The sequence below is a fragment of the Paracidovorax cattleyae genome (genome assembly GCF_900104515.1).
Classification (GTDB): domain Bacteria; phylum Pseudomonadota; class Gammaproteobacteria; order Burkholderiales; family Burkholderiaceae_C; genus Paracidovorax; species Paracidovorax cattleyae.
In genome coordinates this window covers 120377-146264 of record NZ_FNJL01000010.1, presented here as the reverse complement: position 1 = coordinate 146264, position 25888 = coordinate 120377, and the positions used below count along the sequence as shown (strand labels likewise).

The 25888-nt window shown below is 68.1% G+C and carries 27 protein-coding genes, 3 tRNA genes and 1 pseudogene; 15 read left to right on the top strand and 16 right to left on the bottom strand.

Features of this window, described 5'->3' with window-relative positions; all coding sequences use genetic code 11:
* Positions 1 to 63: 63 nt before the first annotated feature.
* The 10 genes from BLR05_RS10500 to folC form a co-directional block, all read right to left on the bottom strand.
* On the bottom strand, positions 64 to 1251 hold the full coding sequence (locus BLR05_RS10500; protein ID WP_192883896.1) for an acetyltransferase domain-containing protein: 1188 nt from the start codon (positions 1249 to 1251) through the stop codon (positions 64 to 66).
* Positions 1252 to 1502: 251 nt separating this feature from the next.
* Positions 1503 to 1579 (bottom strand) — tRNA-Asp (locus BLR05_RS10495).
* Between the two features lie 51 nt (positions 1580 to 1630).
* Positions 1631 to 1706 (bottom strand) — tRNA-Glu (locus tag BLR05_RS10490).
* Positions 1707 to 1738: 32 nt separating this feature from the next.
* A tRNA-Ala gene (locus BLR05_RS10485) sits at positions 1739 to 1814 on the bottom strand.
* A 65-nt stretch (positions 1815 to 1879) separates the two neighbouring features.
* The gene (gene gltX / locus BLR05_RS10480) at positions 1880 to 3328 is read right to left on the bottom strand and encodes a glutamate--tRNA ligase (protein ID WP_092834386.1); all 1449 of its coding nucleotides are present in this window, start codon (positions 3326 to 3328) and stop codon (positions 1880 to 1882) included.
* Positions 3325 to 4560: an O-succinylhomoserine sulfhydrylase gene (locus BLR05_RS10475; RefSeq protein WP_092834384.1), complete on the bottom strand. Its 1236-nt coding sequence runs from the start codon at positions 4558 to 4560 to the stop codon at positions 3325 to 3327. The genes gltX and BLR05_RS10475 overlap by 4 nt, the downstream gene beginning before the upstream one ends.
* Positions 4561 to 4570: 10 nt before the next feature.
* Positions 4571 to 6076 carry an amidophosphoribosyltransferase gene (purF, locus tag BLR05_RS10470; RefSeq protein ID WP_092834382.1) on the bottom strand — a complete coding sequence of 502 codons (1506 nt, stop codon included), beginning with the start codon at positions 6074 to 6076 and terminating at the stop codon, positions 4571 to 4573.
* Positions 6077 to 6176: 100 nt separating this feature from the next.
* On the bottom strand, positions 6177 to 6665 hold the full coding sequence (locus BLR05_RS10465; RefSeq protein WP_092834380.1) for a CvpA family protein: 489 nt from the start codon (positions 6663 to 6665) through the stop codon (positions 6177 to 6179).
* Between the two features lie 15 nt (positions 6666 to 6680).
* Entirely contained in the window at positions 6681 to 7580 is a 900-nt protein-coding gene (locus tag BLR05_RS10460; protein ID WP_092834378.1) for an SPOR domain-containing protein, read from the bottom strand.
* Between the two features lie 32 nt (positions 7581 to 7612).
* Positions 7613 to 8938 (bottom strand): bifunctional tetrahydrofolate synthase/dihydrofolate synthase, encoded by a 1326-nt coding sequence (folC, locus tag BLR05_RS10455; RefSeq protein ID WP_092834376.1) that lies wholly within the window; start codon positions 8936 to 8938, stop codon positions 7613 to 7615.
* Positions 8939 to 8973: 35 nt separating this feature from the next.
* Between folC and BLR05_RS10450 the strand changes: the two genes are divergently transcribed.
* The 4 genes and pseudogenes from BLR05_RS10450 to BLR05_RS26535 all read left to right on the top strand — a co-directional run bounded on the left by BLR05_RS10450 (position 8974) and on the right by BLR05_RS26535 (position 10809).
* Positions 8974 to 9372 carry an ArsC family reductase gene (locus BLR05_RS10450; RefSeq protein WP_092834374.1) on the top strand — a complete coding sequence of 133 codons (399 nt, stop codon included), beginning with the start codon at positions 8974 to 8976 and terminating at the stop codon, positions 9370 to 9372.
* 132 nt (positions 9373 to 9504) lie between these two features.
* Positions 9505 to 10155: a glycine zipper 2TM domain-containing protein gene (locus BLR05_RS10445; protein ID WP_092834466.1), complete on the top strand. Its 651-nt coding sequence runs from the start codon at positions 9505 to 9507 to the stop codon at positions 10153 to 10155.
* A gap of 243 nt (positions 10156 to 10398) precedes the next feature.
* Positions 10399 to 10476, top strand: a pseudogene (locus BLR05_RS26760) (Arm DNA-binding domain-containing protein); the annotation flags it as partial.
* A gap of 165 nt (positions 10477 to 10641) precedes the next feature.
* Entirely contained in the window at positions 10642 to 10809 is a 168-nt protein-coding gene (locus tag BLR05_RS26535) for a hypothetical protein (RefSeq protein ID WP_167361234.1), read from the top strand.
* 548 nt (positions 10810 to 11357) lie between these two features.
* Here the strand turns inward: BLR05_RS26535 and BLR05_RS10435 are convergent.
* Positions 11358 to 12314 carry a LysR family transcriptional regulator gene (locus BLR05_RS10435; RefSeq protein WP_225979252.1) on the bottom strand — a complete coding sequence of 319 codons (957 nt, stop codon included), beginning with the start codon at positions 12312 to 12314 and terminating at the stop codon, positions 11358 to 11360.
* A 31-nt stretch (positions 12315 to 12345) separates the two neighbouring features.
* Here BLR05_RS10435 and BLR05_RS10430 point away from each other — a divergent pair, with 31 nt between their 5' ends.
* From BLR05_RS10430 to BLR05_RS10405, 6 genes are all read left to right on the top strand, one after another.
* A complete protein-coding gene (locus BLR05_RS10430; protein WP_092834368.1) occupies positions 12346 to 13131 on the top strand; it encodes an SDR family NAD(P)-dependent oxidoreductase in 786 nt (261 codons plus the stop codon).
* A 79-nt stretch (positions 13132 to 13210) separates the two neighbouring features.
* Positions 13211 to 13828: a nitroreductase family protein gene (locus tag BLR05_RS10425; protein ID WP_092834366.1), complete on the top strand. Its 618-nt coding sequence runs from the start codon at positions 13211 to 13213 to the stop codon at positions 13826 to 13828.
* 445 nt (positions 13829 to 14273) lie between these two features.
* Positions 14274 to 14591, top strand: coding sequence for a pyrimidine/purine nucleoside phosphorylase (gene ppnP, locus BLR05_RS10420; RefSeq protein WP_092834364.1), 318 nt, complete (start codon positions 14274 to 14276; stop codon positions 14589 to 14591).
* Between the two features lie 61 nt (positions 14592 to 14652).
* Complete coding sequence (gene argG, locus BLR05_RS10415) at positions 14653 to 15996, top strand: argininosuccinate synthase (protein WP_092834362.1); 1344 nt, start codon at positions 14653 to 14655, stop codon at positions 15994 to 15996.
* A 153-nt stretch (positions 15997 to 16149) separates the two neighbouring features.
* Positions 16150 to 17070 carry an RNA polymerase sigma factor SigJ gene (sigJ, locus tag BLR05_RS10410; RefSeq protein ID WP_225979251.1) on the top strand — a complete coding sequence of 307 codons (921 nt, stop codon included), beginning with the start codon at positions 16150 to 16152 and terminating at the stop codon, positions 17068 to 17070.
* 121 nt (positions 17071 to 17191) lie between these two features.
* Entirely contained in the window at positions 17192 to 17662 is a 471-nt protein-coding gene (locus BLR05_RS10405; RefSeq protein WP_092834360.1) for a carboxymuconolactone decarboxylase family protein, read from the top strand.
* 25 nt (positions 17663 to 17687) lie between these two features.
* On the opposite strand, the gene BLR05_RS10400 is transcribed toward BLR05_RS10405, so the two are convergent.
* Positions 17688 to 18578: a LysR family transcriptional regulator gene (locus BLR05_RS10400; protein WP_092834358.1), complete on the bottom strand. Its 891-nt coding sequence runs from the start codon at positions 18576 to 18578 to the stop codon at positions 17688 to 17690.
* Between the two features lie 106 nt (positions 18579 to 18684).
* Here BLR05_RS10400 and BLR05_RS10395 point away from each other — a divergent pair, with 106 nt between their 5' ends.
* On the top strand, positions 18685 to 19578 hold the full coding sequence (locus tag BLR05_RS10395) for an MBL fold metallo-hydrolase (RefSeq protein WP_092834464.1): 894 nt from the start codon (positions 18685 to 18687) through the stop codon (positions 19576 to 19578).
* 31 nt (positions 19579 to 19609) lie between these two features.
* On the opposite strand, the gene murB is transcribed toward BLR05_RS10395, so the two are convergent.
* On the bottom strand, positions 19610 to 20683 hold the full coding sequence (gene murB, locus BLR05_RS10390) for a UDP-N-acetylmuramate dehydrogenase (protein WP_092834356.1): 1074 nt from the start codon (positions 20681 to 20683) through the stop codon (positions 19610 to 19612).
* Between the two features lie 66 nt (positions 20684 to 20749).
* Here murB and BLR05_RS10385 point away from each other — a divergent pair, with 66 nt between their 5' ends.
* From BLR05_RS10385 to BLR05_RS10375, 3 genes are read left to right on the top strand one after another with little or no spacing between them, the layout of a single operon-like run.
* The gene (locus BLR05_RS10385; RefSeq protein ID WP_092834354.1) at positions 20750 to 21235 is read left to right on the top strand and encodes a YajQ family cyclic di-GMP-binding protein; all 486 of its coding nucleotides are present in this window, start codon (positions 20750 to 20752) and stop codon (positions 21233 to 21235) included.
* 34 nt (positions 21236 to 21269) lie between these two features.
* Positions 21270 to 21959 carry a retropepsin-like aspartic protease family protein gene (locus tag BLR05_RS10380; RefSeq protein WP_208606000.1) on the top strand — a complete coding sequence of 230 codons (690 nt, stop codon included), beginning with the start codon at positions 21270 to 21272 and terminating at the stop codon, positions 21957 to 21959.
* Between the two features lie 14 nt (positions 21960 to 21973).
* On the top strand, positions 21974 to 23023 hold the full coding sequence (locus BLR05_RS10375) for an HD-GYP domain-containing protein (RefSeq protein WP_092834352.1): 1050 nt from the start codon (positions 21974 to 21976) through the stop codon (positions 23021 to 23023).
* On the opposite strand, the gene plsY is transcribed toward BLR05_RS10375, so the two are convergent.
* From plsY to BLR05_RS10360, 3 genes are read right to left on the bottom strand one after another with little or no spacing between them, the layout of a single operon-like run.
* Complete coding sequence (plsY, locus tag BLR05_RS10370) at positions 23024 to 23656, bottom strand: glycerol-3-phosphate 1-O-acyltransferase PlsY (RefSeq protein WP_092834462.1); 633 nt, start codon at positions 23654 to 23656, stop codon at positions 23024 to 23026.
* 55 nt (positions 23657 to 23711) lie between these two features.
* Positions 23712 to 24215, bottom strand: coding sequence for an aminoacyl-tRNA deacylase (locus BLR05_RS10365; RefSeq protein ID WP_092834351.1), 504 nt, complete (start codon positions 24213 to 24215; stop codon positions 23712 to 23714).
* Positions 24212 to 25273: an aldo/keto reductase gene (locus BLR05_RS10360; protein ID WP_092834349.1), complete on the bottom strand. Its 1062-nt coding sequence runs from the start codon at positions 25271 to 25273 to the stop codon at positions 24212 to 24214. Before BLR05_RS10360 ends, BLR05_RS10365 begins: the two co-directional genes overlap by 4 nt.
* A 78-nt stretch (positions 25274 to 25351) precedes the next feature.
* Between BLR05_RS10360 and BLR05_RS10355 the strand changes: the two genes are divergently transcribed.
* Complete coding sequence (locus BLR05_RS10355; RefSeq protein ID WP_092834347.1) at positions 25352 to 25828, top strand: hypothetical protein; 477 nt, start codon at positions 25352 to 25354, stop codon at positions 25826 to 25828.
* Positions 25829 to 25888 lie beyond the last annotated feature (60 nt).

Here is a 25888-nt window from a genome sequence, read left to right as displayed (position 1 = left end):
CGCCGGGCCTGCCCGGGCGCACCAGCGGATGCCTCTGTGCGGAACGCTGAACGGGGCCGGGCGCTACAGGAACCGCAGCCAGGCCAGATCTTTCCGGCGGGCCTTGAACGCGCCGAAAGCGTGTACCGGACGGTAGAGCAGCGCAGCCAGTACGGCCGTGCAGAGCCATACCTGCCACATCGCGTCGAAGCCGAAATAGCGGCCCTGATTGCGCCCCCACAGGCCCTCCGCGCCCAGGTAGAGCAGTTTCAGCACGAACAGGTGCAGCACATAGAAGAACATGGGCGCTGCGCCGAAGGCGACCAGCACGCGCATCCACCGTGCCTGCGCGGGCACGCGGTCGAAGGCCGCGAGCAGCGCGAGGCCGATGCCCAGCGTCAGCGCCACGAACAGCAGCGATGGCGGATATTTCGTCACGTTGAAGAAACCCATCGCGGTGTCCAGCCATGTGGCGCCCGCGGCCCAGGGCCTGTCGCCGTAGCCATTCAGCCAGCGCACGGCCACGAACAGCACGAGCGCCGCGACCGCCCAGGCAGCCAGGTTTCGCCGGCGCTGCGCCCCGTCCGCATTCGCCGTGAACCACGGGCCCGCGGCGTATCCCAGCGCAATCACGCCGATCCAGGGCAGCACCGGGTAGGACGTGCGCAGCCGCAGGCTGTCGTTCACCACGAGCCACCCACGGTCGTGGAGGATGGCCCACGGAACGTGCAGTGCATGCCCCGCGGGAACGTGCCAGCCGTCCAGCAGGTTATGGCCCGCCACCAGCAGCAGGCCCACCACCAGGAGCAGGCCCCGCGGCAACCAAAGCAGCGCGGCCAGCGCCAGCATGCTGAGGCCGATCGCCCAGATCACCTGCAGGTAGACCACCTGCGGAGGCCATTGAAAAGTCCACGCGAAGTTGACCACGGTGAGTTCCAGCACCACCAGGAACACGCCGCGCTGCACGAGGAATGCCGTCGCGGCCCTGCGGCCGCAAGGCTGGCGGGAGCCGTAGAGGAATGCGGAAAGCCCTGCGAGGAAGATGAAGACCGGGGCGCAAAGATGCGCGAGCAGACGACTGAAGAACAGGGCCGGCGGTGTGTCGGCCACGGCCATCGGATCCGCCACCTGGTGGTGCATGAAGAACGTCTCGCGCACGTGGTCGAGCAGCATGAAGACGATCACCAGGCCCCGCAGTGCGTCGATGGAGACCCGGCGTGAGGGTGCGGACGAAGCAGATGGCGGAGGAGCGGTCGGCGAGAAGGATGGCATCGAAGGCACGCGGTGGTGCCGGAATCTGCCCCATGGGGGGGAGACACTTCCGGCGAAGGCGGCGGGAGCGGCGAAGGGAGGAAGCACGTCCCGGCAGGCGGGACGCCCTGTGCGAAGGCGCGATTGTGCCGGCCCCGCTCTGCCGGCTCAACCATTTCCCTTGCTCATCACCGGCCGAAAAAACAAAAGCCGCAACGAGCGATCGTTGCGGCTTCGAGGAGCCCGGGTACGGCATGGTCGACCTGGAAAACTGGCGGAGTGGACGGGACTCGAACCCGCGACCCCCGGCGTGACAGGCCGGTATTCTAACCAACTGAACTACCACTCCTGGCAGACAGCGTTCTGCCTGCATTTTCATGCAGGCCAAGTGCCGTGAACTTGGCGACCCTACGGGGATTCGAACCCCGGTACTCACCGTGAAAGGGTGATGTCCTAGGCCTCTAGACGATAGGGTCAAAACCTGGGAACTTCCGTTCTCTGACTTCAGTGGTGGAGGTAAACGGGATCGAACCGATGACCTCTTGCATGCCATGCAAGCGCTCTCCCAGCTGAGCTATACCCCCACTGCGATGCCGTTGATAATCACTTATCTTCGTCACCACCTGAGCCTTGAATTATAGACAGGTTTTCAGGCCGTTCGCAATCTCGCTGCAATTTTTTCGCGTCCAAGCAGTTCGAGCACGGCATCGACCGACGGCGTGTGCGCCGTGCCCACGGTGAGCACGCGCACCGGCATCGCCAGCTGGGGCATCTTGAGGCCCTGCGCGGCGAGCACTTCCTTGAAGGCGGCGGCGATGCTGGCCTTGTCCCAGGCGCACTGCGCGAGCGCATCCGAGAGCGCCGCGATCGCGGGCTTCACGGCATCGACCACGTGCCTGGCGCGCTCTTCTTCATTGGGCGTCACATCGCCGTAGAACACCTGTGCCCAGTCGGCCAGCGCCACCAGCGTGTCGCAGCGGTCCTTGAAGAGCGCGCAGATGCGCGGCAGGCGTCCATCTTCCAGATCGGCCTGCGCGATGCCGCGGGCCGCGAGGCGCGGTGCCACGAGTTGCGCGAGCCGCTCGTCGGCCGTGGCCTTCAGGTGCTGGGCGTTCACCCAGCGCAGCTTGGCTTCGTCGAACTGCGCGGCGCTGCGGCCCAGGTGATCGAGGTCGAACCATTCCAGGAACTGCTCGCGCGAGAAGATCTCGTCGTCGCCGTGGCTCCAGCCCAGGCGCGCGAGATAGTTCACCATCGCCTCGGGCAGGTAGCCTTCGTCGCGGTACTGCGTGACGGGCTTGGCCCCGTTGCGCTTGCTCATCTTCTCGCCCTGCTCGTTGAGCACGGTGGGCAGATGGGCATACACCGGCGGCTCCTTGCCGAGCGCGCGGAAGATGTTGATCTGGCGCGGCGTGTTGTTCACGTGGTCGTCGCCGCGGATCACATGGGTGATGGCCATGTCGATGTCGTCCACGACCACGCAGAAGTTGTACGTGGGCGTGCCGTCGGGGCGCGCGATGACGAGGTCGTCGAGCTCGTCGTTCTGGATCTCGATGCGGCCCTTGACCTTGTCCTCCCAGACCACCGAGCCGCCCACGGGATTGCGGAAGCGCAGCACCGGCTGCACGCCCTCGGGCACCGGCGGCAGGGTCTTGCCCTCTTCCGGGCGCCACGTACCGTCGTAGCGCGGCTTCTGCCTGGCCTGCATCTGGCGATCGCGCAGCGCGTCGAGTTCCGCCACGCTCATGTAGCACGGATAGACCAGCCCCTGCGCCTGCATCTGCGCCAGCACTTCCTTGTAGCGGGCCATGCGCTGCATCTGGTAGAACGGGCCTTCGTCCGGCTCCATGCCCAGCCACTGCATGCCTTCCAGGATGACATCGACGGCGGCCTGGCTCGAGCGCTCCACGTCGGTGTCCTCGATGCGCAGGATGAAGTCGCCGCCCGTGGCACGCGCGAACGCCCACGGATACAGCGCCGAGCGGATGTTGCCCAGGTGGATGAAGCCCGTGGGGGACGGCGCGAAACGGGTGCGCACGCGCTGCTGCGCGCCGCTCGAAGAAGAGGAAGAAGAAGCAGGGGAAAGGCTTTGGCTCATTGCAGGGTATCCAGGCCGCGCGCGAGGTCGGCCTTCAGGTCTTCGATGTGTTCCAGGCCGACGGCCACGCGGATCAGCCCCTGGCCGATGCCGGCGGCCTGGCGCTGCGCCTCGGTCAGGCGCCCGTGCGAGGTGCTGGCGGGATGGGTGACGGTGGTCTTCACGTCGCCGAGGTTGGCGGTGATGCTGCACACGCGCGTGCTGTCGATGACATGGAAGGCGCTGCGGCGCGCCGCATCGGCATCGCCCTGCGACTTCACGGCGAAGGAGAGCACCGCTCCGCCCAGGCCGGACTGCTGGCGCATCGCCAGCGCATGCTGCGGATGCGAGGCGAGGCCCGGGTAATGGACGCGCGCCACGCCGGGGTGCGACTCCAGCCAGGTGGCCAGGCGCAGCGCGTTCTCGGCCTGCGCCCGCACGCGGATCGAGAGCGTCTCCAGGCCCTTGAGCACCACCCAGGCATTGAACGGCGAGAGGTTCATGCCCGCGCTGCGGATCATGGGCCCGAGCTTGTCGTCGATGAGCGAGCGTGGGCCGCACACGGCACCGGCCATGACGCGGCCCTGCCCATCGAGGAACTTGGTGCCGGAATGGATGACGAGGTCGGCGCCCCACTTCGCGGGCTGCTGCAGGGCGGGCGATGCGAAGCAGTTGTCCACGGCCAGCAGCACGCCGGCCTCGCGCGCGATCGCCGACAGCGCGGCGATGTCGCACAGGTCGGTGAGCGGATTGGTGGGCGTCTCGGCGAACATCAGGCGGGTGGCTGGCCGCAGGGCCGCCTTCCAGGCGGCCGCATCCGTCTGCGGCACGAAGGTGGTCTCGACGCCGAAGCGCGAGAGCTCGCCGCCGATCAGCTTGATGGTGGAGCCGAACATGGACTGCGAGCACACCACGTGGTCGCCCGCCTTCAGCAGCGCCAGGCACATCAGCAGGATGGCGGACATGCCGGTCGCCGTGCCGATGGCGGTCTCGGTGCCTTCCATGGCGGCCAGCCGCCGCTCGAAAGCCGTCACCGTGGGATTGGCGGTGCGGGTGTAGGTGTAGCCGTCCTCCTCGCCCGCGAAGCGCAGCGCCGCGGTCTGCGCGTCGGGCTGCACGAAGCTGCTGCTCAGGTAGAGCGCTTCGGAGTGCTCGCCGTACGGGCTGCGGGGGATGGATTCCCGCACGGCCAGCGTGTCGGGATGCAGGCCGTCGGGGAGTCCTCCGGCGCCGTTCGTTCGGTCATGGGACATGGCGTCTCCCTCAGGCGTCCTGGGCGTTCGGCAGGGCCAGGCGGGAGGTGTCCTCTTCCTGCTCCTCCTTGCCGACACGGCCTTCGTTCAGGCGTGCGATGTCCTGGGCGGTGATGTCGCCCGTGACGTACACGCCGTCGAAGCACGAGGCGTCGAAGCCCTCGATGCCGCCGTTGAGCGAGCCCACGGCCTTCTTCATGGCGTTCACGTCCTGGTAGATCAGCGCATCGCAGCCGATGGCCTGGCGGATCTCCTCCACCGTGCGGCCATGAGCGACCAGCTCGTTGCTGGTGGGCATGTCGATGCCGTACACGTTGGGGTAGCGCACCGGCGGCGCCGCGCTGGCGAGGTACACCTTGCGCGCGCCCGCGTCACGGGCCATCTGCACGATCTCGCGCGAGGTCGTGCCGCGCACGATGGAATCGTCCACCAGCAGCACGTTGCGGCCCTTGAATTCGCTGGCGATCACGTTGAGCTTCTGGCGCACCGACTTCTTGCGCACGCCCTGCCCCGGCATGATGAAGGTGCGGCCCACGTAGCGGTTCTTGACGAAGCCCTCGCGGTACGGGATGCCGAGCAGGTGCGCGAGCTGCGTGGCGCTCGGGCGGCTGGATTCGGGGATCGGGATGATCACGTCGATCTCGTTGGGCGGCACCGTGGACACCACGCGCTTGGCCAGCGCCTCGCCCAGATTCAGGCGCGCCTGGTACACGGAAATGCCGTCCAGCACGGAATCGGGACGGGCGAGATAGACGAACTCGAAGATGCAGGGATTGAGCTGCGGCGCCTGCGCGCACTGGCGGGCATGCACGGTGCCGTCGGGCGTGATGAACACGGCCTCGCCGGGCTGCACGTCGCGCTCGAACATATGGTTGGTGCCTTCCAGCGCCACGGATTCGCTGCCCACCATCACGGTGCCGTCGGAGCTGCGGCCGAGGCACATCGGGCGGATGCCGTGCGGATCGCGGAACGCCAGCAGGCCGTGGCCCGCGATCAGCGCGATGACGGCATAGGAGCCCTTCACGCGACGGTGCACGGCGGCCACTGCGTTGAAGACGTCCTCGACCTGCAGCGGCACTCCGCGCGTGGCGCGCTCGAGCTCGTGCGCGAACACGTTGAGCAGCACCTCGGAATCGCTCTCCGTGTTGGTGTGGCGGTGGTCGGTGGAGAACAGCTCGGAACGCAGCGACTGCGCGTTCGTGAGGTTGCCGTTGTGCACCAGCACGATGCCGAACGGGGCGTTCACGTAGAAGGGCTGGGCCTCTTCCTCGCTGTACGCGTTGCCGGCCGTGGGATAGCGCACCTGCCCCAGGCCCACCGTGCCGGGCAGCGCGCGCATGTTGCGGGTGCGGAACACGTCGCGGACCATGCCCTTGGCCTTGTGCATGAAGAACTTGCGTTCCTGCTGCGTGACGATGCCCGCGGCATCCTGCCCCCGGTGCTGCAGCAGCAGCAAGGCGTCATAGATCAGCTGGTTGACGGGAGCCGTGCTGACCACACCGACGATTCCACACATAGTTAGCGTTCCATCCAGATGCGGGCCTTGCCCGCGATACCCCAAAACCCGCCGCGGCGCCCTTGTCGAGGGATGGCCGCCGCGCACGAAACAAACACCGTCACCCGGGCAGGTGCCGCCCGAGCGTTTCCGGCAACGCCGGTTTCAGCACCGCCAGCATCCCGGTCCATATGGGGACCGTCGAGGACTCTTTCCACCACGCCGCCTCGTGGATCGGCGTCCACAGGGCCACGAGCGTGGCAGCCAGCAGCAGCACCAGGCCGCGCAGCAGTCCGAACGCCGCGCCGAGCGTCCGGTCCGCCGGCCGCAGGCCCACCGCCTCGATCAGCTTCTTGGCCAGCCAGGCGACGAATCCGCAAGCGAACACCGTGCCCACGAAGACCAGCAGGAACCCCGCCGCATGGCGGATGGAGCCGGCCGACTCCGAGATCGGCAGCAGTGCCGCTGCGTCGGCAGCCCACCACTGGGCCACGAAAAAGGCGACCACCCAGCCGGCCAGCGAAAGCACCTCGTACACCAGCCCGCGCCAGGCCCCCAGCAGCAGGGAGGCCAGCAACGCCGCCACGAAGATCCAGTCCAGCGCCGCCATGCCGCCCCATGCGGGCTACAGCGCAAGCACCGAGGCCGAGAGGCCCAGGCCCTTGATGCGCGCCGCGGCCTTGTCCGCCTCGGCCTTGCTGGCAAACGGTCCCACCCGCACCCGCGTGCGCTTGCCGTCCTTGGTGTCCACCACCTGGGTATAGGTCTTGAGCCCGGCGCGCTCGAGCGACTGGCGTACCTCGCGGGCCTTGTCGCCATCGGCGAAGGCGCCGACCTGCACGATCAGGCGTGCGCCGTCATCCCCCTTGGGCGCGGCCGCAGCCCCCTCGCGTCCTTCGAGAAGCGCACGGGCGCGCGCCGCATCATCGCGGGATGTGGCAGCAGGCGCCGGCGCGGCCGGGCGCGCCTCGGCCACTGCAGGTTTGGTCTCGGGTTTGTTCTCGTGGGCGGGCTTCGCCGGCTTGGCTTCAGGCTTCGAAGCCGCAGCACGGCTGTCGGCATGGTGCGTTTCCTGCCGCGGCGCTGCAGCAGGAGCCGGTGCTGGAACGGGCGCCTGCGCAGCGGCGCTGCGCGACGGCTGGATCACCTCCTCGCCATCGGACAGGCCCGCCGTGGCCGGAGGGGCCGCCGGCGGCTTCGCGGCCGTGCCAGGGGCGGCCGGGGACGACGCGGCCTGGGCCGCCTCGGGTACCACCAGGGGTGCCACCTTGTTGCGGTCGGGAATGTCGATCGGGATGTCCACGGGGATGGGCCGCGGCTGGGTATCGAACAGCATCGGGAAACCCACGATGCCGGCCAGCACGAGGACGGCCGCGCCGATCAGGCGATGGCGCGCGCGCCGCCGCATCGCCTCGATGCTTTCCGCGGCCTGGGCGGCGCCTGCGCGCGACCGCTTGGCGGCCTTTGCGGGCTGCTCGGGCGGCTGCTCCTTGCGGCCGGGCCAACGAAACTTGAAAAATGCCATGGATGCAGTGCGGGGAGTGCGCTGTGGAACGCTCAGGAGCCCAGGTGCCTGGCCTGCAGGCGGGGTGTTCCGTGGTGCAGCACACCGCCGACCGTATAGAAGGAGCCAAAGACCACGATTCTATCAGTCGGCTCCGCAGCGGCGACGGCCGCCTGCAGTGCCTGCCAGGGGTCCGGGTGCAGGCTGGTGCGCACTTCGCGGCGCCCGCCCGCGACGATCTGCAGCGCATTCCACTTCTGCTGCAGCGCGGCGGCGGTTTCGGCGCGTGGCGTCGGCAGATCGGTGAAGTACCAGCGGTCCACCAGCGGTCCGATGCGGGCCAGCATGGGAGCGAGATCCTTGTCGGCCATGGCGCCGAACACCGCGTGCGTGGTCGGGAAAAAGCCCATGGCGTCGAGGTTGGCGGTGAGTGCCGCCACCGAATGCGGGTTGTGGGCCACGTCCAGGACCAGCGTCGGCTGGCCCGGGACGATCTGGAAGCGCCCCGGCAGCTCCACCATGGCCAGCCCCGTGCGCACGGCCTGGGCCGTGATCGGCAGCCGGTCGCGCAGCGCCTCCAGCGCCGCCAGCACGCCGGAGGCATTGACGAGCTGATTGGCGCCCCGCAGGGCCGGGTAGGCCAGCCCGGCATAGCGCCGGCCCCGGCCGGCCCAGGCCCATTGCTGCTTGTCCCCGGAAAAATTGAAATCCTGGCCGAACTGCCACAGGTCGGCACCGAGGGCGCGTGCGTGGTCCAGCACGCTCTGCGGCGCCATGGGGTCGCTGACGATGGCGGGACGGCCCGGCCGCATGATGCCGGCCTTCTCCCGGCCGATGGATTCGCGGTCCGGCCCCAGGAACTCCGTGTGGTCGATGTCGATGCTGGTGATGACCGCGCAATCGGTGTCCACGACGTTGGTGGCATCGAGCCGGCCGCCCAGCCCCACTTCCAGGATGGCGACGTCCAGGCCCGCCTGGCTCATGAGGCGCAGGATGGCGAGCGTGGTGAATTCGAAGTAAGACAGCGACACCTCCGCGCCATCCTGCGTCCTTGCCACCTCTACGGCCGCGAAGTGCGCAACCAGGTCGTCCGCCCCGACGCTCTCGCCGCGGATGCGGCAACGCTCCTCGAACTTCACGAGGTGCGGGGAGGTATAGACCCCGGTGCGGTAGCCCGACTGCAGCGCCACCGCCTCCAGCATGGCGCAGGTGGAACCCTTGCCATTCGTGCCGGCCACCGTGATGACGGGGCAGGCGAAGCGCAGGCCGAGCCGGCGCGCCACCTCGCCCACCCGCTCCAGGCCCATGTCGATGGTTTTCGGGTGAATCCGCTCGCAGTGGGCCAGCCAGCCGTCCAGGGTGTCGAAAGTGGTGTGCATAGAGCCCGCGATTGTCGCCGAGGCGGCGTTGCAGGATGATCGGGCGCATGAGTACCCCCACCCCCATCCTTTACGGCATTCCCAACTGCGACACGGTCAAGAAGGCCCGCGCGTGGCTCGCGGAGCACGGCGTCGAGCACCGCTTCCACGACTTCAAGAAACAGGGCGTTCCGGCGGAGCGCCTCTCCGCCTGGATGGCATCGCTGGGTTGGGAGCCGCTGGTGAACCGCCAGGGCACCACCTGGCGCAAGCTGGACCCGCAGGCCCAGGCCGCGGTGCACGACCCGGCCAGCGCCGCCGCGCTGCTGCAGGCGCAGCCGAGCGCCATCAAGCGGCCGGTGGTGGAATGGACAGGCGACGCCGGCGGCGAGGTGACGGTGGGCTTCCAGGACGCCCGATGGAACGAACGGCTCGCCGCCGCCTCCAAGCGGTGAAGCGGCACGCGCTCCGGCAGGAAGACACCGAACTTTACGGAGTTTTACGTTACCCCTCCGGCGCCTTCACGGCCGGCGCCTAAACTTTTCTGCAGGCCGGAGCGTTGTATGCCGACCGAAAGGAGCTTCTCCATGAAAAAGATCATTGTCTGGACCGCCGTTGCCGCCATGGCCGCCGCAGCCGCGAGCGCCCAGGCGCAGGAACAGGGCCGGGTGCTCTCCGCCACGCCGGTCACCCAGCAGGTCGCCATCCCGCAGCAGGTGTGCGGCAACGAGACGATCTATTCCGAATCCCGCCCCACGGGGGCCGGCGCCGTGCTGGGCGCGGTCGCCGGCGGTGCCGCCGGCAATGCCATCGGCCATGGTGGTGGCCGGGTCGCCGCCACCGCCCTGGGCCTGATCGGCGGCGCGATACTGGGCAACAACATCGAGGGCAGCCGCCCCGAGTACCAGAACGTCACGCGCTGCTCCAACCAGACGCACTATGAAAACCGCGTGGTGGGCTACGACGTGCTGTATGAATATGCAGGCCGGCAGTACACCACGCGCACGCAGCACGATCCGGGCGCCTGGATCCCGCTGAGCGTCCAGCCCCTGGCGAGCGCACCGCAGCGCGCGCCGGTGTACGGCAGCACCACGACGACCTATGTGCAGCCCGGCGTGGTCGTGTCCACGCAGCCCGGCCCGCCGGCTTACATGACGCCCCCGGCCGCCACGGTCATCGAGTACCGCGACGCCTACGGGCGGCCTTACGGCCCGCCGCCCGATCCCTACTGGCGCTGAGCCGGTGCGCACCGCGGGTGCGCACCGCGCGCCGCACCGCGACGAGGAGCCTTCGGGCTCCTTTTTCATTTCAGGATGACTCCAGCACCGGACTTCGCTGAATTACTCCACATCCCGATACAGCAGGTGGATCAAGGACTTAGGCGAGTTCAACATATGCCGTTGCTTTCCGAAACTTGACCCGACTTCCCTGTGGGTGTCCCTATGAGGCCTTTGGGAACCGGGTCTTTCCGAGGAGTCACCATGGCAAAGATCAAGCTCACCAAGTCCGCTGTCGATGCGGCACCAGCTCAGGCACGGGCCGTCGAACTCCGGGACACGCAAGGTGTTCATGCTCCGGTACCGGACTGATTGACTCAGACCTGCCTTTGCGGCCTCACGATGACGAAGCTGTATTTAGTGCCGACGAGATTGTCGTGACTCTGCACGACGAGAGTGAACAGGGGCGGCTGTTCAAAATGCGTGCGTGGTGACTTCGAGGTGACGATGAGAAGACCCCACGACGAGACGGTGGCCGGGCTGAACCGCAGCGATCCGGCGTTCGCGCTCGAAGTCATCAACGGCATTCTGGAAGACGGCAACCAGGCCGAACTGCTGACCATGCACCGAAGACGAATGGGCCCATGTCTGAACAAGATGCGTTGGACATCTTGACGCTGGTGTCGCTGATCCATCGCAAGCTGAAGGGCGCGCAAAGATCGCCAACGACTTCTCCGTAGGCATCGCAGCGCCGCTTTGCGCGATGGCCGTATCGGTGATACGCGAACCAGCTTTCATTTACAGAACATTGCGTCCCGGCGTACCGCCGGCGGGCTCGCGGGCTACGCCCCGCGCTTCGTGCCGAATCGCGGCCAACCGGCTTTGATCCCTGCCGCCTCTCCATGCATATCCGAGCGCAACGCGTCGGCGCGCGGGATTAATCTTGGGATACGCGAGCCTGACCACTGAGCAGATCATCAGCGGTATACGCATCCTGGCCAGTGTTATCGCCACCTTCAAGCGCCAAGCTTGAGACATCGCACGTCTCGGCCCGCGCTGTGGTCGGCCATGTCGTTGGCTTTCACCCGCGCCCGGTAGGTCAGTTCTGCGTGGAAATCAACAGTCCTTCACAACTTGCTGCTACCGCAGGCTCATCTTGGACGTTGACATTCTGGGCAGCGACTTGGCCAAGCTCGTGTTGCACTTGCAAGAAACGGCCGCAGTCAGGCCGTCGTCCGCAACGCTTCTGCCAGAAAGTCCAGCAGTGCAGTCACTCGACGGCTGGGATGGCCACCGTGGTGCAACGCGTAAAGGTCCACAGGGCCGGCGTTGAAGCCCTGCAGCACTGCCTCCAAGGTTCCGGCGCCCAATTCACGGCTGACGTCCGAGGAGTTCTTCAGCGTCACGCCGAAGCCCTTGACGGCCCAGTGCCTCAGGACGTCGCCGTCACTGGTCTGGCGGTCGCCGCGAACCTTCACGTGGAACAGGCTTGTTTCGTCCCGAAACGGCCAGGATGCCAGGGTTGCACCGGGGCGGGCCAGTACGAGGCAGTTGTGTGCTGCAAGTTGATTCGGGTGCTCTGGACGACCCATGCGCTGCCAATAGGAGGGCGCTGCGCACACCAGTCGTCGACCCGGCAGCAGCAACCGGGCCCGATTGGACGAGTCGGGCAGCGGCCCGTAGCGCAGCGCGACGTCGATGTGGTCTTCGATGAGGTCAAGGTTGCTGTCGCTGAGCAACAAAGTCACCGATAACTGCGGATGCAGGGCCTGGAATTCGTCGACGAGCGGCAGGATGCGCGCGCGGCCGAAGTCGTTGGTGGCCGTCAGCCGGATAGGGCCGGACAGGACGCTGTCTTGCCCCAGTCCGCCGATGCTGGCGTCCCACTCGGACACGATGCGTCGGGCATCGCTCAAAAGCGTCATGCCCTCGTGCGTGAGTGCAAGTTGCCGCGTCGAGCGGGCCAGCAGGCGGGTGCGGAACTCTTCTTCGAGTTGCTTGACCGCGAGGCTCACGGTGGAGACGGCAATGGCCTGCTGGCGTGCGACTGCCGAGAAGCTGCCGGTTTCCGCAACCGCGATGTACAGCCTCAGTGCGTCAAGCCGGTCCATATTTCGAGTTTCTAAAAAAGTGTTTAGCGATGTTGCCAGATTGCCATCTTGAAGGTCGAGAAATAGCATTTACCCAGCGCAACTTACAGGGAACTCAGACATGCAGATTCGATTCGACAACAAGCGGGTACTGGTCACCGGCTCCACCGGCGGCATCGGCTTCTCGGCGGCACAGGCCTATCTCGACGCGGGCGCAACCGTCGTCATCAACGGCCGCAGCGAAGACAGCGTCGGCCGCGCTCTGAAGCGCCTGGGACAAAACCCACGCGCATCCGGGTTTGCCGGCGATCTGTCGCAAGTGGATGCTTGCAGTGCGTTGGCCAAACAACACCCGGACTTCGACATCCTCGTCAACAACCTGGGTATCTTCGGTCCGCAGGACTTCTTCGAAACGCCCGATGCGGACTGGGACCGGTTCTTCCAAACCAACGTCATGTCTGGCGTACGCCTGTCGCGCCACTACGCGCCGGGCATGGTTCAGCGGGGCTGGGGCCGCATCGTGTTCATTTCGTCCGAGTCGGCGCTCAACATTCCGGCCGACATGGTGCATTACGGTTTCAGCAAGACGGCGCAACTGGCGGTATCCCGCGGACTGGCCAAGCGGCTGGCGGGCACCGGCGTGACGGTCAATGCCGTGCTGCCTGGCCCGACGCTGTCGGAGGGCGTGGCCGACATGCTGCAGGGGGAGGTCGATAGAACCGGTGCGCCCGTCGAGCAGGTCGCTGCCGACTTCGTCAAGACCCACCGGAGCACCTCGATCATCCAGCGTGCCGCAAGTGTTCAGGAAGTGGCCAACATGGTCATCTACGTCAGTTCCGAACAGGCGTCGGCCACCACCGGTGCAGCGCTGCGCGTGGACGGCGGTGTCGTCGACACCATCGCCTGAGCATCAAATCAAATGCCCCTGCCGCGTTTTCGCATCGGGCGCAGACCGGCCTTCTCACAACCAACCGGAATCCATACACATGTCCGAAGCCGTCATTCGCACTATCGAAGAGCAGCGCACCACCAACCTGTTCGATCCCACGTTCCGCTTGCCCGACTCGGAGATCGCAGAGCTGGTACGCCTGGCCACGCTGGCACCCACCTCGTTCAATTTTCAGAACTGGCGCTTCATCGCCGTCCGCACGCCCGAGGCGCAGGCACGGCTGCGCAAGATTTCCTGGGATCAAGCCAAGATCACGGATGCAGCCGTGACCTTCATCGTCACCGGACACGCGCCCGACTTCGTCGCACTCGCAGACCGACTGACGCCTGCGGTCACGGCTGGGTTCTTTCCGGCCGCGATGATTCCTGGCTGGCAAGGCGCGGCCAAAAGCCTGTACCACGAGCAGCCGCAACGCGCTCGCGACGAAGCCGTCCGGACCGCCACCTTCGGCGCCATGACGCTGATCCACGCGGCCCACGCCAAGGGCTGGGGCACCGCGCCCATGATCGGCTTCGATGCGGAAGCGGTGGCCAGCGAATTCGGCCTTCGCGAGGGGGAAATCCCGGTGTTGCTGCTGTCTGTCGGGCGCGCTTTGCCTGAGAACTGGCCACGCAAGCCCCGGCGGCCGATCCACGAGGTGATGGAACTCGTGTAAGGCACATCGTTGATCGACACGCAGCAGGGCTGGCGGTCGATCAGCGGCAAGTGGTCTATTCGGGCGTCGGTGGGTGGCACGCCTCTCGTACCGAGCATGAGCAGTGGTACGTCAACCGGGTGATAAGGCCTTTTGGTCGCAACCCGTCACTCGCTTGAGCACTCCCAGCCTTGCAGTCGCGCCGCCCCTATGTAGCTCCTAGCTAAAAGGTCGGCGAGGTCGGCGCGAGCCTCAACGCCCGGATACGGGCCTAAACTGTTGCTCCACTCGGGTTTTGTTGCGCGCGCCCAGTTCACAACGCGCTTGGCAGCGGACATTTTTCATGCCCGGGCCGCGGGCGGCCTCCGGGGCCCTGCCGGGGCATCCCGTGCAGGACGCGGCCGGACACACTCTAGAATCTTCGGCTTCCGCCCTCCTCTTTCCCCTTTCAGAGAACAGCGCATCCATGACGACCGAAAAGATCGACGGCGTGTCCGTCACCACCCGAGCCAACGTGTACTTCGACGGCAAGTGCGTGAGCCACGGCATCACCTTCCCCGACTGCACGAAGAAGTCGGTCGGCGTGATCCTTCCCGCCACCCTCACCTTCAACACGGGCGCGCCGGAGATCATGGAATGCGTGGGCGGCTCCTGCGAATACAAGCTGGACGGCACCGATGCCTGGGTGACGTCCGGCGAGGGCGAGAGGTTCAGCGTGCCCGGCAACTCGAAGTTCGAGATCCGCGTGACCGAGGCCTACCACTACATCTGCCATTTCGGCTGACCTGCGGCCGAGACCGCTCCGCTGCTGCACCGCGACGCACCCGACAAGACCCGAGATTTCCATGGCGACCATCCTCCAGAACCTCCCCGCCGGCCAGAAGGTCGGCATCGCCTTTTCCGGCGGCCTCGACACCAGCGCAGCCCTGCGCTGGATGAAGAACAAGGGCGCCCTGCCCTACGCCTACACCGCCAACCTGGGCCAGCCCGACGAGCCCGACTACGATGCCATCCCGCGCAAGGCCATGGAATACGGCGCCGAGAAGGCCCGCCTGGTCGATTGCCGCACGCAGCTGGCCCATGAAGGCATCGCCGCCCTGCAGGCCGGCGCCTTCCACGTGCGCACCGCTGGCGCCACCTACTTCAACACCACGCCCCTGGGCCGCGCCGTGACGGGAACCATGCTGGTGGCCGCCATGAAGGAAGACGACGTCCATATCTGGGGCGACGGCTCGACCTTCAAGGGCAACGACATCGAGCGCTTCTACCGCTACGGCCTGCTGACCAACCCGTCGCTCAAGATCTACAAGCCCTGGCTCGACCAGTTGTTCATCGACGAGCTGGGCGGGCGCGCCGAGATGTCGGCCTTCATGACGAAGGAAGGCTTCGGCTACAAGATGAGCGCCGAGAAGGCCTATTCCACCGATTCCAACATGCTGGGCGCCACGCACGAGGCCAAGGATCTGGAGTTCCTGAACAGCGGCATCCGCATCGTGAACCCGATCATGGGCGTCGCTTTCTGGAAGGACGACGTGGTCGTCAAGGCCGAGGAAGTCTCGGTGCGCTTCGAGGAAGGCCAGCCAGTGGCCCTGAACGGCGTCGAGTTCAACGACCCGGTGGAGCTGTTCCTGGAAGCCAACCGCATCGGCGGCCGCCACGGCCTGGGGATGTGCGACCAGATCGAGAACCGCATCATCGAGGCCAAGAGCCGCGGCATCTACGAAGCCCCCGGCCTGGCGCTGCTGCATATCGCCTACGAACGCCTGGTGAGCGGCATCCACAACGAGGACACGATCGAGCAGTACCGCATGAACGGCCTGAAGCTCGGCCGCCTGCTCTACCAGGGCCGCTGGTTCGACCCGCAGGCCATCATGCTGCGCGAGACCGCCCAGCGCTGGGTGGCCCGTGCCGTCACCGGCACCGTGACGCTCGAACTGCGCCGCGGCAATGACTACTCCATCCTGAACACCGATTCGCCCAACCTGACCTACGCACCCGAGCGCCTGTCGATGGAAAAGGTGGAGGACGCGCCGTTCAGCCCCGCCGACCGCATCGGCCAGCTGACCATGCGCAACCTGGACATCGTGGACACGCGCGACAAGCTCGGCGTGTATGCGCAGGCCGGCCTGCTGTCGCTGGGCGGCAATGCGGCGCTGGCGCAGCTGGGCGACGACAGCGACCGGAAGTAAGCGGAAAAGGCCACACCGCGCCATCCCTGCGGTGGCACATGCCCGCCCGCGCCAAGCCGCCCCGCCGACAGGCCGGGCGGCTTTTTCGCGCCTGCGCACAGGGGCCGGCAGGGCGGCGTGTCACAAAATGGGGTCGCGATCCGTCTTGAGGGTATGAACACCGATTTTTATCCGTCGATGCCGATGCCTGTCCCCGGCCCCGCCCAGGATGACCATGCCGCCATGTTCCAGCGCCACCGCGCGCGGCTGGGCGCAATCGCCTACCGGATGCTGGGCTCGCGCGCGGACGCCGAAGACGCCGTGCAGGACGTCTGGCTGCGCTGGCAGGCGACACCGGCTGACCGCGTCCAGACGGCGGAGGCCTGGCTCGTCGCGACCACCACGCGCCTGTGCGTGGACCGGCTGCGTTCGGCGCGCGCCGAACGCGAGGCTTACCGCGGGCCCTGGCTGCCGGAGCCCTGGCTGGGCGCAGAGGCCGCGCCACCGGCCGATGCGCGCGCGGAACTGGCAGGCGACCTGTCCATCGCCCTGCTCGTGGTGCTGGAGCAATTGACCCCCGACGAGCGCGCCGCCTTCCTGCTGCATGACGTGTTCGATAGCGACTACGGCGATGTGGCGCACGTGCTGGGCCGCACCGAAGCCGCCTGCCGTCAGTTGGTGCACCGCGCCCGCACGCAGGTGCGCGCCCGCAGGACCCGTTTTTCCGCCACGCCGGAAGCGGCCCGTGCCCTGGTGGCACGCTTTCTGGAAGGCATGCGCACGCAGAGCCATGCCGAACTGCTATCGCTGTTTTCGGAAGAAGCGCAGTGGACCTCCGACGGCGGCGGCCGCGTGCGCGCGGCCAGCCGGGTGCTGCACGGCCCGCGCGCGCTCGCCCGGCTGGCCGCGGGCATCTGGCGCCGCTACCTCGCGGACAAGCACTTCGAAGCCGCCGAGGTCAACGGCGCGCCCGGCCTGATCGTGCGCGACGCAGACGGCGGCGCCGTGCGGTCGGTCATGGCTTTCGAGACCGACGGCGTGCGCATCCGTGCGATCTATTCGATCCTCAATCCGGACAAGTTACGCGGCCTCTGACCGCGCCACGGGCCGAGTGCCGGGGCGGGGGGCCATGCAGCGCACGCGCCCCTGCCCCGCGCCCTGCTCCGTTCGTTCGCTTCCCTTTTCTTTAACTGTTCCTCTCGACGAAAGGCCATCCATGACCACGACCACCGCCCACGCCCCACGCATCGACCTGCCGCGCCGGCACCCCGCCAGCTACCAGGCGATGTTCGCGCTGCAGAAGCACGTGAACGCCGGCACGCTGCCCGTGCAGTTGCACGAACTGGTGAAGATGCGTGCCTCTCAGATCAACGGTTGCGCCTTCTGCATCGACATGCACGCCCGCGTGGCGCGCGAGCACGGAGAGAGCGACCGCCGGCTGCACCTGCTGGCCGCCTGGCGGGAGTCCGGCGTGTTCGATGCCCGCGAGTGCGCCGCCCTCGCATGGACGGAGGCGCTCACTCTGGTGGCCTCTTCGCAGGTGCCCGACAGTGTCTACGACGAAGTGCGTGCCCGGTTCACCGAGGCGGAGATCGTGGAGCTGTCGATGGCCATCGTTGCCATCAATGGCTGGAACCGTCTCATGGTCGCGTTTCGCGCGCCGCCTGCAGGGCACGCGGTGTCTTGAGCCTTTTCTGGTGCGGCCGCAGCGCCTACCAGCGCGCGACCGCGAAGCGCTCGGCCAGGAAATCCAGCAGCGCCCGCACGGCCGCCGGCAGGTGCCGGCGCGAGGGGTACAGCGCATAGACCGTGAGCACGGGCGGCTGCCACTGCGGCAGCAGCGCTTCCAGCGCACCGGCGGCGATGCGCGGGCGTGCGAGATAGGCGGGCTGCAGCGCGATGCCTGCGCCGGCCTCGGCAGCCGCCAGCAGCACCACGGCGTCGTTCGCGGTCAGGCGTGTCGTCACGGGCACTTCCACCGACTCGCCGCCCGACGAGAAGCGCCACCGGCTGCGGCCGTAGGTGGCGTGCCCGAGGCAGGCATGGCCCGCCAGTTCGGCCGGATGCGCGGGACGGCCGGCGCACCGCAGGTATTCGGGCGCCGCCACCAGCACCGATTCGCACGCGGCGAGGGGCCGCGCGATCAGGGCCGGGTCCGGATCGCTGCTGATGCGGATCGCCAGATCGATGCGCGACGCGACGAGGTTCACCGTGCCTTCGCCCGCGTCCAGGTCGACCTTGAGGTGGGGATGAATCGCCAGGAAGTCACCCAGTGCCGCGGCCAGTTGCGCGGCTCCAAATGAGACGCTGCAGGCCAGGCGCAATTGGCCGCGCAGCGTGCCGTCGGACGGCGCGGTCTCGTCCACCACCTCGGCGGCGATGTCTAGCATCTGCAGGCTGCGGCGCAGGCACTGCTCGCCCGCATCCGTGAGCGTGACCCGGCGGGTGGTGCGCTGCAGAAGGCGCGCACCGAGCCAGCGCTCCATCGCTGCGACGTAGCGCGTGACCATGGCGCGCGACATGTCGAGCCGGTTGGCGGTGGCGGTGAAGCTGCCGGTGGAGGCCACGTCGGCGAACACCTGCATGGCGGTGAGTCGGTCCATCGATTTGATCGATCCAGGCAACAAATATGGGCATTTTGAAGCGTTTATTCGATCGATCCAAGAACATACAGTGGACAGCCTCAGCGACTCCTTCCATACCGACAGCATGACCTCGAACGCACCCGCCCCTGCATCTTCCCTTCGCGCCACCGTGATCGCCGCCACGCTGGCCGTTTTCTCCTCCGCATCGTCGGCCGCGCAGCCGCTGGCGCTCCAGGTGGTCAACGCGCCGGCCACGAGCTTCCACGTGAACTCGGCCCTGGTCACGGGGCCGAAGGAAGCCGTCGTGATCGACGCAGGCTTCACGCGGGCCGACGCATACCGCATCGCCGCCAACGTGCTCGACAGCGGCAGGACGCTGACCACGATCCTCGTGAGCAACGCCGATCCGGATTACTACTTCGGCGCGGAAGTGCTGAAGGCCCTCTTCCCGCAGGCGAAGGTGGTCGCCACGCCGGCGGTGCGCGAGAAGATCGTCGCCAAACTACCCGCCAAGGTGGCGTTCTGGGGCCCGAAGATGGGCGCCAACGCGCCCGCGCAGCCGATCGTGCCCGAGGCCCTCGCGGTGGACCGGCTCACGGTGGACGGCGAGGCGATCGAGATTCGCGGCACGACCGGCCCGCTGGCACACCGTCCGTATGTATGGGTGCCTTCGCTGCACGCCATCCTCGGCAACGTGGCCGTGTTCGGCAACATGCACGTGTGGACCGCCGATACGCAGAAGCCCGCCGAGCGACAGGCCTGGATCGCACAGCTCGACGAGATGAGGGCGCTGCAGCCGCGCACCGTCGTGCCCGGCCACATGGCACCCGGCACGCCGCTGGATGCCGGCACGATCGATTTCACGCGCAGCTACCTGGTGAAGTTCGAATCCGCGCTGCAGCAGTCCAAGGACAGCGCGGGCGTGGTGCGCGCGATGAGCGAAGCCTATCCCCAGCTCGGCGAGAGCACATCGCTCGAACTGGGCGCCAAGGTGCTCAAGGGCGAGATGGCCTGGTAAGCGTCCCGGCGGGTTCGGGCAGCGCGGCCGTTCAGACCACCACCGGCTCCGGCTCGAGCCGGATGCCGAAGCGCTCGTACACGCTGGTCTGGATGGCCCTGGCCAGCGTCATCACCTCGCCGCCCGTGACGCTGTCGGCGCCGCGGCCGCGGTTGACCAGCACCAGGGCCTGCTTTTCGTACACGCCGGCCTTGCCGACGGTCTTGCCCTTCCAGCCGCAGGCATCGATGAGCCAGCCTGCCGCGAGCTTGATGGTGCCGTCCGGCATCGGGTAGTGCACGATCTTCGGGTCGCGCGCGATGATGTCCGAACACTGCTCCGGCGTCACGGTAGGGTTCTTGAAAAAGCTGCCCGCATTGCCGAGCACGGCCGGGTCGGGCAGCTTGGCGCGGCGCACCTCGCACACCCAGTCGAAGATCTGGCGGGCCGTGGGCTGCTCCACGCCCGCCTCCTGGCGCTTGCGCTCCAGGTCCAGGTAGCCGAGCTCGGGCTTCCAGGGCTTGGGCAGGCGAAAGCGGACATGCGTGATGACCGCGCGGCCCGCCAGGCCCATTCCCCGGGGCAGGCCGGTGTCGGCCCCATTGCCGGCAGGCGCGTGCTTGAAGACGGAGTCGCGGTAGCCGAAGGCGCACTGTGCCGATTCCAGCGAGAACGAGCGGCCGGTGGCGAGGTCGATGGCGTCCAGCGAGTCGAAACGGTCCTGCAGCTCGACGCCGTACGCGCCGATGTTCTGCACCGGGGCGGCCCCCACGGTGCCGGGGATGAGGGCCAGGTTCTCCAGCCCCGGGAGGCCGTGCTCGAGCGTCCAGGCGACCGCGTCGTGCCAGCGCACGCCCGCGCCGGCCTCCACGATCCAGGCGCGCGGGGTTTCCTCGACCAGGCGGATGCCCGGGATCTCTATCTTGAGCACGACGGGCTTGACGTCGCCCGTGAGCACGATGTTGCTGCCCCCGCCCAGCACGAACAGCGGGCCGGCGCCGAGCTGCGGATCGGCGAGCAGCGCACGCACGTCGTCGGCCGAGCACGCGCGCACCAGCGTATGGGCGCGCGCCACGATGCCGAAGGTGTTGCAGGCCTGCAGGGGGACGTTTTTCTCGACTAACATCCACCGGATTGTCGCATTCGGGCCTCGCTGGCGAGGCCCCCCACCCGAGATACCGAGAGCGAATCCATGCCTTCTTTTGATACCGTCTGTGAAGCCAACCTCGTGGAAGTGAAGAACGCCGTGGAGAACTCGGCCAAGGAAATCGGCACCCGCTTCGATTTCAAGGGCACCTCCGCCGCCATCGAGATCAAGGACAGGGAGATCACCCTCTTCGGCGATGCCGAGTTCCAGCTGCAGCAGGTCGAGGACATCCTGCGCAACAAGCTGACCAAGCGCAACGTGGACATCCGTTTCCTGGACAGGGGCGATGTGCAGAAGATCGGCGGCGACAAGGTCAAGCAGGTCATCAAGGTGCGCAACGGCATCGAGAGCGAGCTGGCCAAGAAGATCCAGAAGCTCGTCAAGGAGAGCAAGATCAAGGTGCAGGCCGCGATCCAGGAAGAGAAGGTGCGCGTGACCGGCGCCAAGCGCGACGACCTGCAGGCCGTGATGGCGCTGATCCGCAAGGACATCACCGACGTGCCGCTGTCCTTCGATAATTTCCGCGACTGACCTGACGGGCCGCCCGCTGCCTGCCCACCCCGCCATGCTCCCGCTGCCCGACGCCCCTGCCCTGGCCCAGGCGCCGCGCCTGGCTCGGGCGTGCGCCGTCGCCTGCGCGCTGGCATGGCTCGCGCCGCTGCCGGCGGCCTCCCAGGCGATCGCGCTCACGGGCATCCTGGGCACCAAGGCGCTGCTGGTGGTCGATGGCGGCGCGCCCCGCGCGCTGGCCGCGGGCGAGTCGCTCGGCGGCGTGACGGTGGTCTCCGTCGGCCGCGACGATGCCGTGCTGGAAACGGCCGCTGGACGCCGCACGGTCCGGCTGGGCGAGGCGCCGGTGAGCGTCGGCAGCCGGGGCGCGGGCACGGGGCGCACCGTGGTGCTCATCGCCGACGGCCGCGGGCATTTCTCGGGCACCGGCACGGTCAACGGCCGCAGCATGCAGTACCTCGTGGACACGGGCGCGAGCATGGTGGCCATCGGCCAGCCCGATGCCGAGCGCATGGGCCTGGACTACCGTGGCGGCCAGCCCGTGGCGATAGGCACCGCCAACGGCACGGCCCGCGGCTGGCGCCTGCGGCTCGACTCCCTCCGGCTGGGCGACGTGGAGCTGTTCGGCGTGGACGCCATCGTCACGCCGCAGGGCATGCCCTACGTGCTGCTGGGCAACAGCGCCCTCAACGAATTCCAGATGAACCGGTCGGGCGACCGGCTGGTGCTGGAAAAGCGGCACTAGGGCCTGTCAACGCCATGCCCTTCCCGCCGCCCTCGTCATCCCGCCCTGCGGCCCTGCATGCAGAGGCCCCCGACAGCGAATACGAAGACCTGCTCGGCCTGTGGTCCGACCTGGAATCGGCCCTGTCCGTCCTGCTTTCGCGGCCCGGCAGCGTGGTGGACTTCGCCGCCAAGATGCGCCAGTGCGACGCCTGGCTGCAGGATCTCGTCGCGCACGACACGGATGCGGCGCTCTACCTGATGTTCCAGCTCGCCGCCACCTCCAGCGTGGGCTACAGCGCCTCGCACGCGCTGGTCTGCGGCACGCTCTGCCACATCCTCGCGCACGAGCTGCAGTTGCCGCCCGCCGAACGCGACAGCCTGGTGCGCGCGGCGATGACGATGAACATCGGCATGACGGCCCTGCAGGACGAACTGGCCAACCAGCGGGAGCGCCCTTCATCCACCCAGCAGAAAGCCATCGACGAACACCCCCGGCGCAGCCGGATCCTGCTGGAGCAGTTGGGCATCGGCGACACGCTGTGGCTCGAAGTGGTGGGCCACCACCATGCCCCGCTTGCCGAGGGCGATGCGCGCGCGGTCGCCACCCTGCCGGCGGCGCGGCGGCTCACCCGCATCATCGGCACGATCGACCGTTACGCGGCCATGATCAGCCCCCGCAAGTCCCGGGCGGGGCGCAGCGCCACCGATTCGGTGCGCGCCATCGTGGGCCACGACGACGAGCGCCGCGACGAGGTCACTTATGCGCTCGTGCGCTCCGTGGGGCTGTGCCCGCCGGGCACATTCGTGCGGCTGGACAATGGCGAGACTGCGCTGGTGCTGCGCCGCAGCGAGAAGATCAATTCACCACTGGTGGCCAGCGTGATCGACCGCGAGGGAGAGCAGAGGCGCCAGCCCGCGCTGCACCAGACGGCCACCGGGCGCCCGCGCATCCAGTCGGCGCTGGCGCGCTCGGCCGTGCAGGTGGAGCTGGACCACCGCCTGCTGGTGCGCCTGGGACTCTATGCCGCCCGCCAGTACCGCGGCATCGCCGGCCTGGTGGGCGCGCCCGGCGCCCCCCGCTGATCAGGATTTGCCCTTGCTGCCCAGGCGCGATTCGGTGCCGGCGACGAGGCGGCGGATGTTCTCGCGGTGGCGCCAGACGAGCAGCGCCGACATGGCGGTGATGGCCACGCCCACCGGCGGCTCGGCATACCAGGCCACGCCGCCGCCGAGCACGTAGTACAGCGGCGCGAAGGCTGCCGCGACCAGCGAGGCCAGGGATGAATAGCGGAAGAAGAACGCGATGATGACCCAGGTGAGCAGCGTGGCGAGACCCAGCCAGACGCTCACGCCCATCAGCACGCCCAGGGCCGTGGCCACGCCCTTGCCCCCCTCGAAGCGGAAGAACACCGGCCAGAGATGGCCCAGGAAGGCGGCCAGCCCCACGAGCGCGACCGTGCCCTCCCCCAGCCCGTAGCGCGGACCGAACGCCTGGGCCAGCACCACCGGCAGCCAGCCCTTGAGCGCGTCGAACAGCAGCGTCACCACTGCGGCCGCCTTGCTGCCCGAACGCAGCACGTTGGTGGCGCCCGGGTTCTTGCTTCCGTAGGTGCGGGGATCGCTGAGCCCCATCGCGCGGCTCACGATGACGGCGAAGGAGAGCGAGCCCAGCAGGTAGGCGGCGAGCGTGGCCAGGAGGGAATAGACGGCGGTCAAGATCGTGTCCTTGTGGTGGAGCGGGGCGCGGCGTCGGCCGCCGCGCACGGGCCGGCTATTCTGCCAGCGCGCACTGCACGGGCCGCGCGCCCAGGGCCTGCACGCAGACCGCGGGATCGAGCTGCACCAGGAAGCCCCGGCGCCCGCCGTTGATGGCGATGCGAGGGAGCGCCAGGATGGTCTCCTCCACGTACACCGGCATCTCGCGCCGCGTTCCGAAGGGAGAGGTGCCGCCGACGAGGTAGCCGCTGTGGCGGTTCGCCACCTCGGGCTTGCAGGGCTCCACCGACCTGGCACCGATCTGCCGGGCCAGGTTCTTGGTGGACACCTTGCGGTCGCCGTGCATGAGCACGATCAGCGGCCGGGCGTCCTGGTCCTGCATCACCAGCGTCTTCACGACGATGTGCTCGTCCAGCCCCAGTTGCCGCGCCGACTCGGCCGTGCCGCCGTGCTCCACGTACTCGTAGGGATGCTCGGTGAACGCCACGCCGTGGCGGCGCAGGAACTGCGTGGCCGGCGTTTCGCTGACGTGGGCGCCGGCCCGGTCCCGGCGACTCACAGGGCGGGGTCCCGGATGTCCCAGCGGATCGCGTCGATGGCCGCCAGCAGGTCGGGCGAAAGCTGCGTGTTCCACGCGGCAATGTCATCCTCCAGCTGGGCCAGGGAGGTCACGCCGATGATGGTGCTGGCCACCCGCCAGTTGCGGTAGCAGAAGGCCAGCGCCATCTGCGTGGGCGTCAGGCCGTTGTCGCGGGCGAGCTGGTTGTAGCAGCGCGCGGCGGCCAGCGCCTCGGGCCGGCCCCAGCGCTGCTTGCGCACCGACTCGTAGCGGGCGATGCGCGCGCCCTGCGGCGCGCCCGGGTCGGTGGGCGCATGCCGGTCGTACTTGCCGGTCAGCAGGCCGAAGGCCAGCGGCGAATAGGCCAGCAGCGATACGCCCAGGCGATGGCAGGTTTCGTCCATCGCGTTGTCCCAGGTGCGGTTGATCAGGCAGTACGGGTTCTGCACCGTCGCCACGCGCGGCAGGCCGTGCGCCTCGGCCAGCCGGACGAATTCGTGCACGCCGTAGGGCGTCTCGTTGGACAGGCCCACGTAGCGCACCTTGCCGGCCTGCACCAGCTTCGCGACGGCTTCGAGCTGCTCGCGAATGGGTGTCGCCGAGGTTTCCTTCTGCGGGTCGTAGTACAGGGTGCCGAAGGCGGGCACGTGGCGCTCGGGCCAGTGGATCTGGTAGAGGTCGATCACGTCGGTCTGCAGGCGGCGCAGGCTGCCCTCGCAGGAGGCCTGGATGTCGGCCGCCGTCATCCCCTTGCCTTCGCGCACCCAGGGCATGCCGCGCGAGGGGCCGGCCACCTTGGTGGCGAGCACGACCTTGCCGCGGGCGCCCGGGTTCTTGGCGAACCAGCGGCCGATGATGGATTCGGTCGCGCCGTAGGTTTCGGCGCGCGCCGGCACGGCGTACATCTCGGCCGTGTCGATGAAGTCGATGCCGGCCGCCAGCGAGCGATCGAGGATGGCATGGGCGTCGGCTTCGCCCACCTGCTCGCCGAATGTCATGGTTCCGAGGCAGATGGGGGAAACCTGGAGCGCGCTCGCGCCCAACGTGACTTTTTGCATGGAATAAGGCCTACAAGCTGCGAAAGTGGCTGGGGAGAATAATGGATTTTCACGAACGCCGCAGACCCAGACCGCCCCATGCCCGAAGGCCCCTCCCTCGTCCTGCTCAAGGAAGCCGCGCGCCCGCTGGCCGAGGGCCGCAGGATCGAGCAGGCGTTGGGCACCGCCACCGCCATCGGCACCGCGGCCCTGCCCGGGCGCCGCGTCGTCTCCGTGCGCACCTGGGGCAAGCATTTCCCGCTGGAGCTCGACGGCGGCTGCACGGTGCGGGTGCATTTCCCGGCGCTCGCCCGCAGGCGCCTGCGGGCCCGTCCCGACCTTCTCGCCTGCGACGCGCTGCTCGACCAGGACGTGTTCGCGGGCGTGGGCAACATCATCAAGAACGAGGTGCTCTTCCGCATCCGCGTGCATCCGCTCTCGCCTGTGGGCGCCCTGCCCGCCGCGCGCCTGCGCGAACTCGTGGCACAGGCGCGGAAATATGCGTTCGAGTTGGGGCGCACAGCGCGCATTGCCTGCTACTGCGAACGCTGCCAGGAACTTTTCGGCCCGGGGTAAGCCGCCGCGCCTTGTCCCAGCCTTGACTGCCGCGCCCGCCCGGCATGCCAATAATCCGCG

Coding starts and splice junctions, on each gene's coding strand:
- murB (WP_092834356.1), bottom strand. CDS start 20,683: ATGTTAGTCGAGAAAAACGTCCCCCTGCAGGCCTGCAACACCTTCGGC.
- BLR05_RS10355 (WP_092834347.1), top strand. CDS start 25,352: ATGCCCGAAGGCCCCTCCCTCGTCCTGCTCAAGGAAGCCGCGCGCCCG.
- BLR05_RS26535 (WP_167361234.1), top strand. CDS start 10,642: ATGAGAAGACCCCACGACGAGACGGTGGCCGGGCTGAACCGCAGCGAT.
- argG (WP_092834362.1), top strand. CDS start 14,653: ATGGCGACCATCCTCCAGAACCTCCCCGCCGGCCAGAAGGTCGGCATC.
- sigJ (WP_225979251.1), top strand. CDS start 16,150: ATGAACACCGATTTTTATCCGTCGATGCCGATGCCTGTCCCCGGCCCC.
- BLR05_RS10460 (WP_092834378.1), bottom strand. CDS start 7,580: ATGGCATTTTTCAAGTTTCGTTGGCCCGGCCGCAAGGAGCAGCCGCCC.
- BLR05_RS10425 (WP_092834366.1), top strand. CDS start 13,211: ATGTCCGAAGCCGTCATTCGCACTATCGAAGAGCAGCGCACCACCAAC.
- BLR05_RS10375 (WP_092834352.1), top strand. CDS start 21,974: ATGCCCTTCCCGCCGCCCTCGTCATCCCGCCCTGCGGCCCTGCATGCA.
- gltX (WP_092834386.1), bottom strand. CDS start 3,328: ATGAGCCAAAGCCTTTCCCCTGCTTCTTCTTCCTCTTCTTCGAGCGGC.
- BLR05_RS10450 (WP_092834374.1), top strand. CDS start 8,974: ATGATCGGGCGCATGAGTACCCCCACCCCCATCCTTTACGGCATTCCC.
- folC (WP_092834376.1), bottom strand. CDS start 8,938: ATGCACACCACTTTCGACACCCTGGACGGCTGGCTGGCCCACTGCGAG.
- BLR05_RS10475 (WP_092834384.1), bottom strand. CDS start 4,560: ATGTCCCATGACCGAACGAACGGCGCCGGAGGACTCCCCGACGGCCTG.
- BLR05_RS10360 (WP_092834349.1), bottom strand. CDS start 25,273: ATGCAAAAAGTCACGTTGGGCGCGAGCGCGCTCCAGGTTTCCCCCATC.
- purF (WP_092834382.1), bottom strand. CDS start 6,076: ATGTGTGGAATCGTCGGTGTGGTCAGCACGGCTCCCGTCAACCAGCTG.
- BLR05_RS10430 (WP_092834368.1), top strand. CDS start 12,346: ATGCAGATTCGATTCGACAACAAGCGGGTACTGGTCACCGGCTCCACC.
- BLR05_RS10395 (WP_092834464.1), top strand. CDS start 18,685: ATGACCTCGAACGCACCCGCCCCTGCATCTTCCCTTCGCGCCACCGTG.
- BLR05_RS10445 (WP_092834466.1), top strand. CDS start 9,505: ATGAAAAAGATCATTGTCTGGACCGCCGTTGCCGCCATGGCCGCCGCA.
- BLR05_RS10465 (WP_092834380.1), bottom strand. CDS start 6,665: ATGGCGGCGCTGGACTGGATCTTCGTGGCGGCGTTGCTGGCCTCCCTG.
- ppnP (WP_092834364.1), top strand. CDS start 14,274: ATGACGACCGAAAAGATCGACGGCGTGTCCGTCACCACCCGAGCCAAC.
- BLR05_RS10385 (WP_092834354.1), top strand. CDS start 20,750: ATGCCTTCTTTTGATACCGTCTGTGAAGCCAACCTCGTGGAAGTGAAG.
- BLR05_RS10400 (WP_092834358.1), bottom strand. CDS start 18,578: ATGGACCGACTCACCGCCATGCAGGTGTTCGCCGACGTGGCCTCCACC.
- BLR05_RS10380 (WP_208606000.1), top strand. CDS start 21,270: ATGCTCCCGCTGCCCGACGCCCCTGCCCTGGCCCAGGCGCCGCGCCTG.
- BLR05_RS10500 (WP_192883896.1), bottom strand. CDS start 1,251: ATGCCATCCTTCTCGCCGACCGCTCCTCCGCCATCTGCTTCGTCCGCA.
- BLR05_RS10405 (WP_092834360.1), top strand. CDS start 17,192: ATGACCACGACCACCGCCCACGCCCCACGCATCGACCTGCCGCGCCGG.
- BLR05_RS10435 (WP_225979252.1), bottom strand. CDS start 12,314: ATGCTATTTCTCGACCTTCAAGATGGCAATCTGGCAACATCGCTAAAC.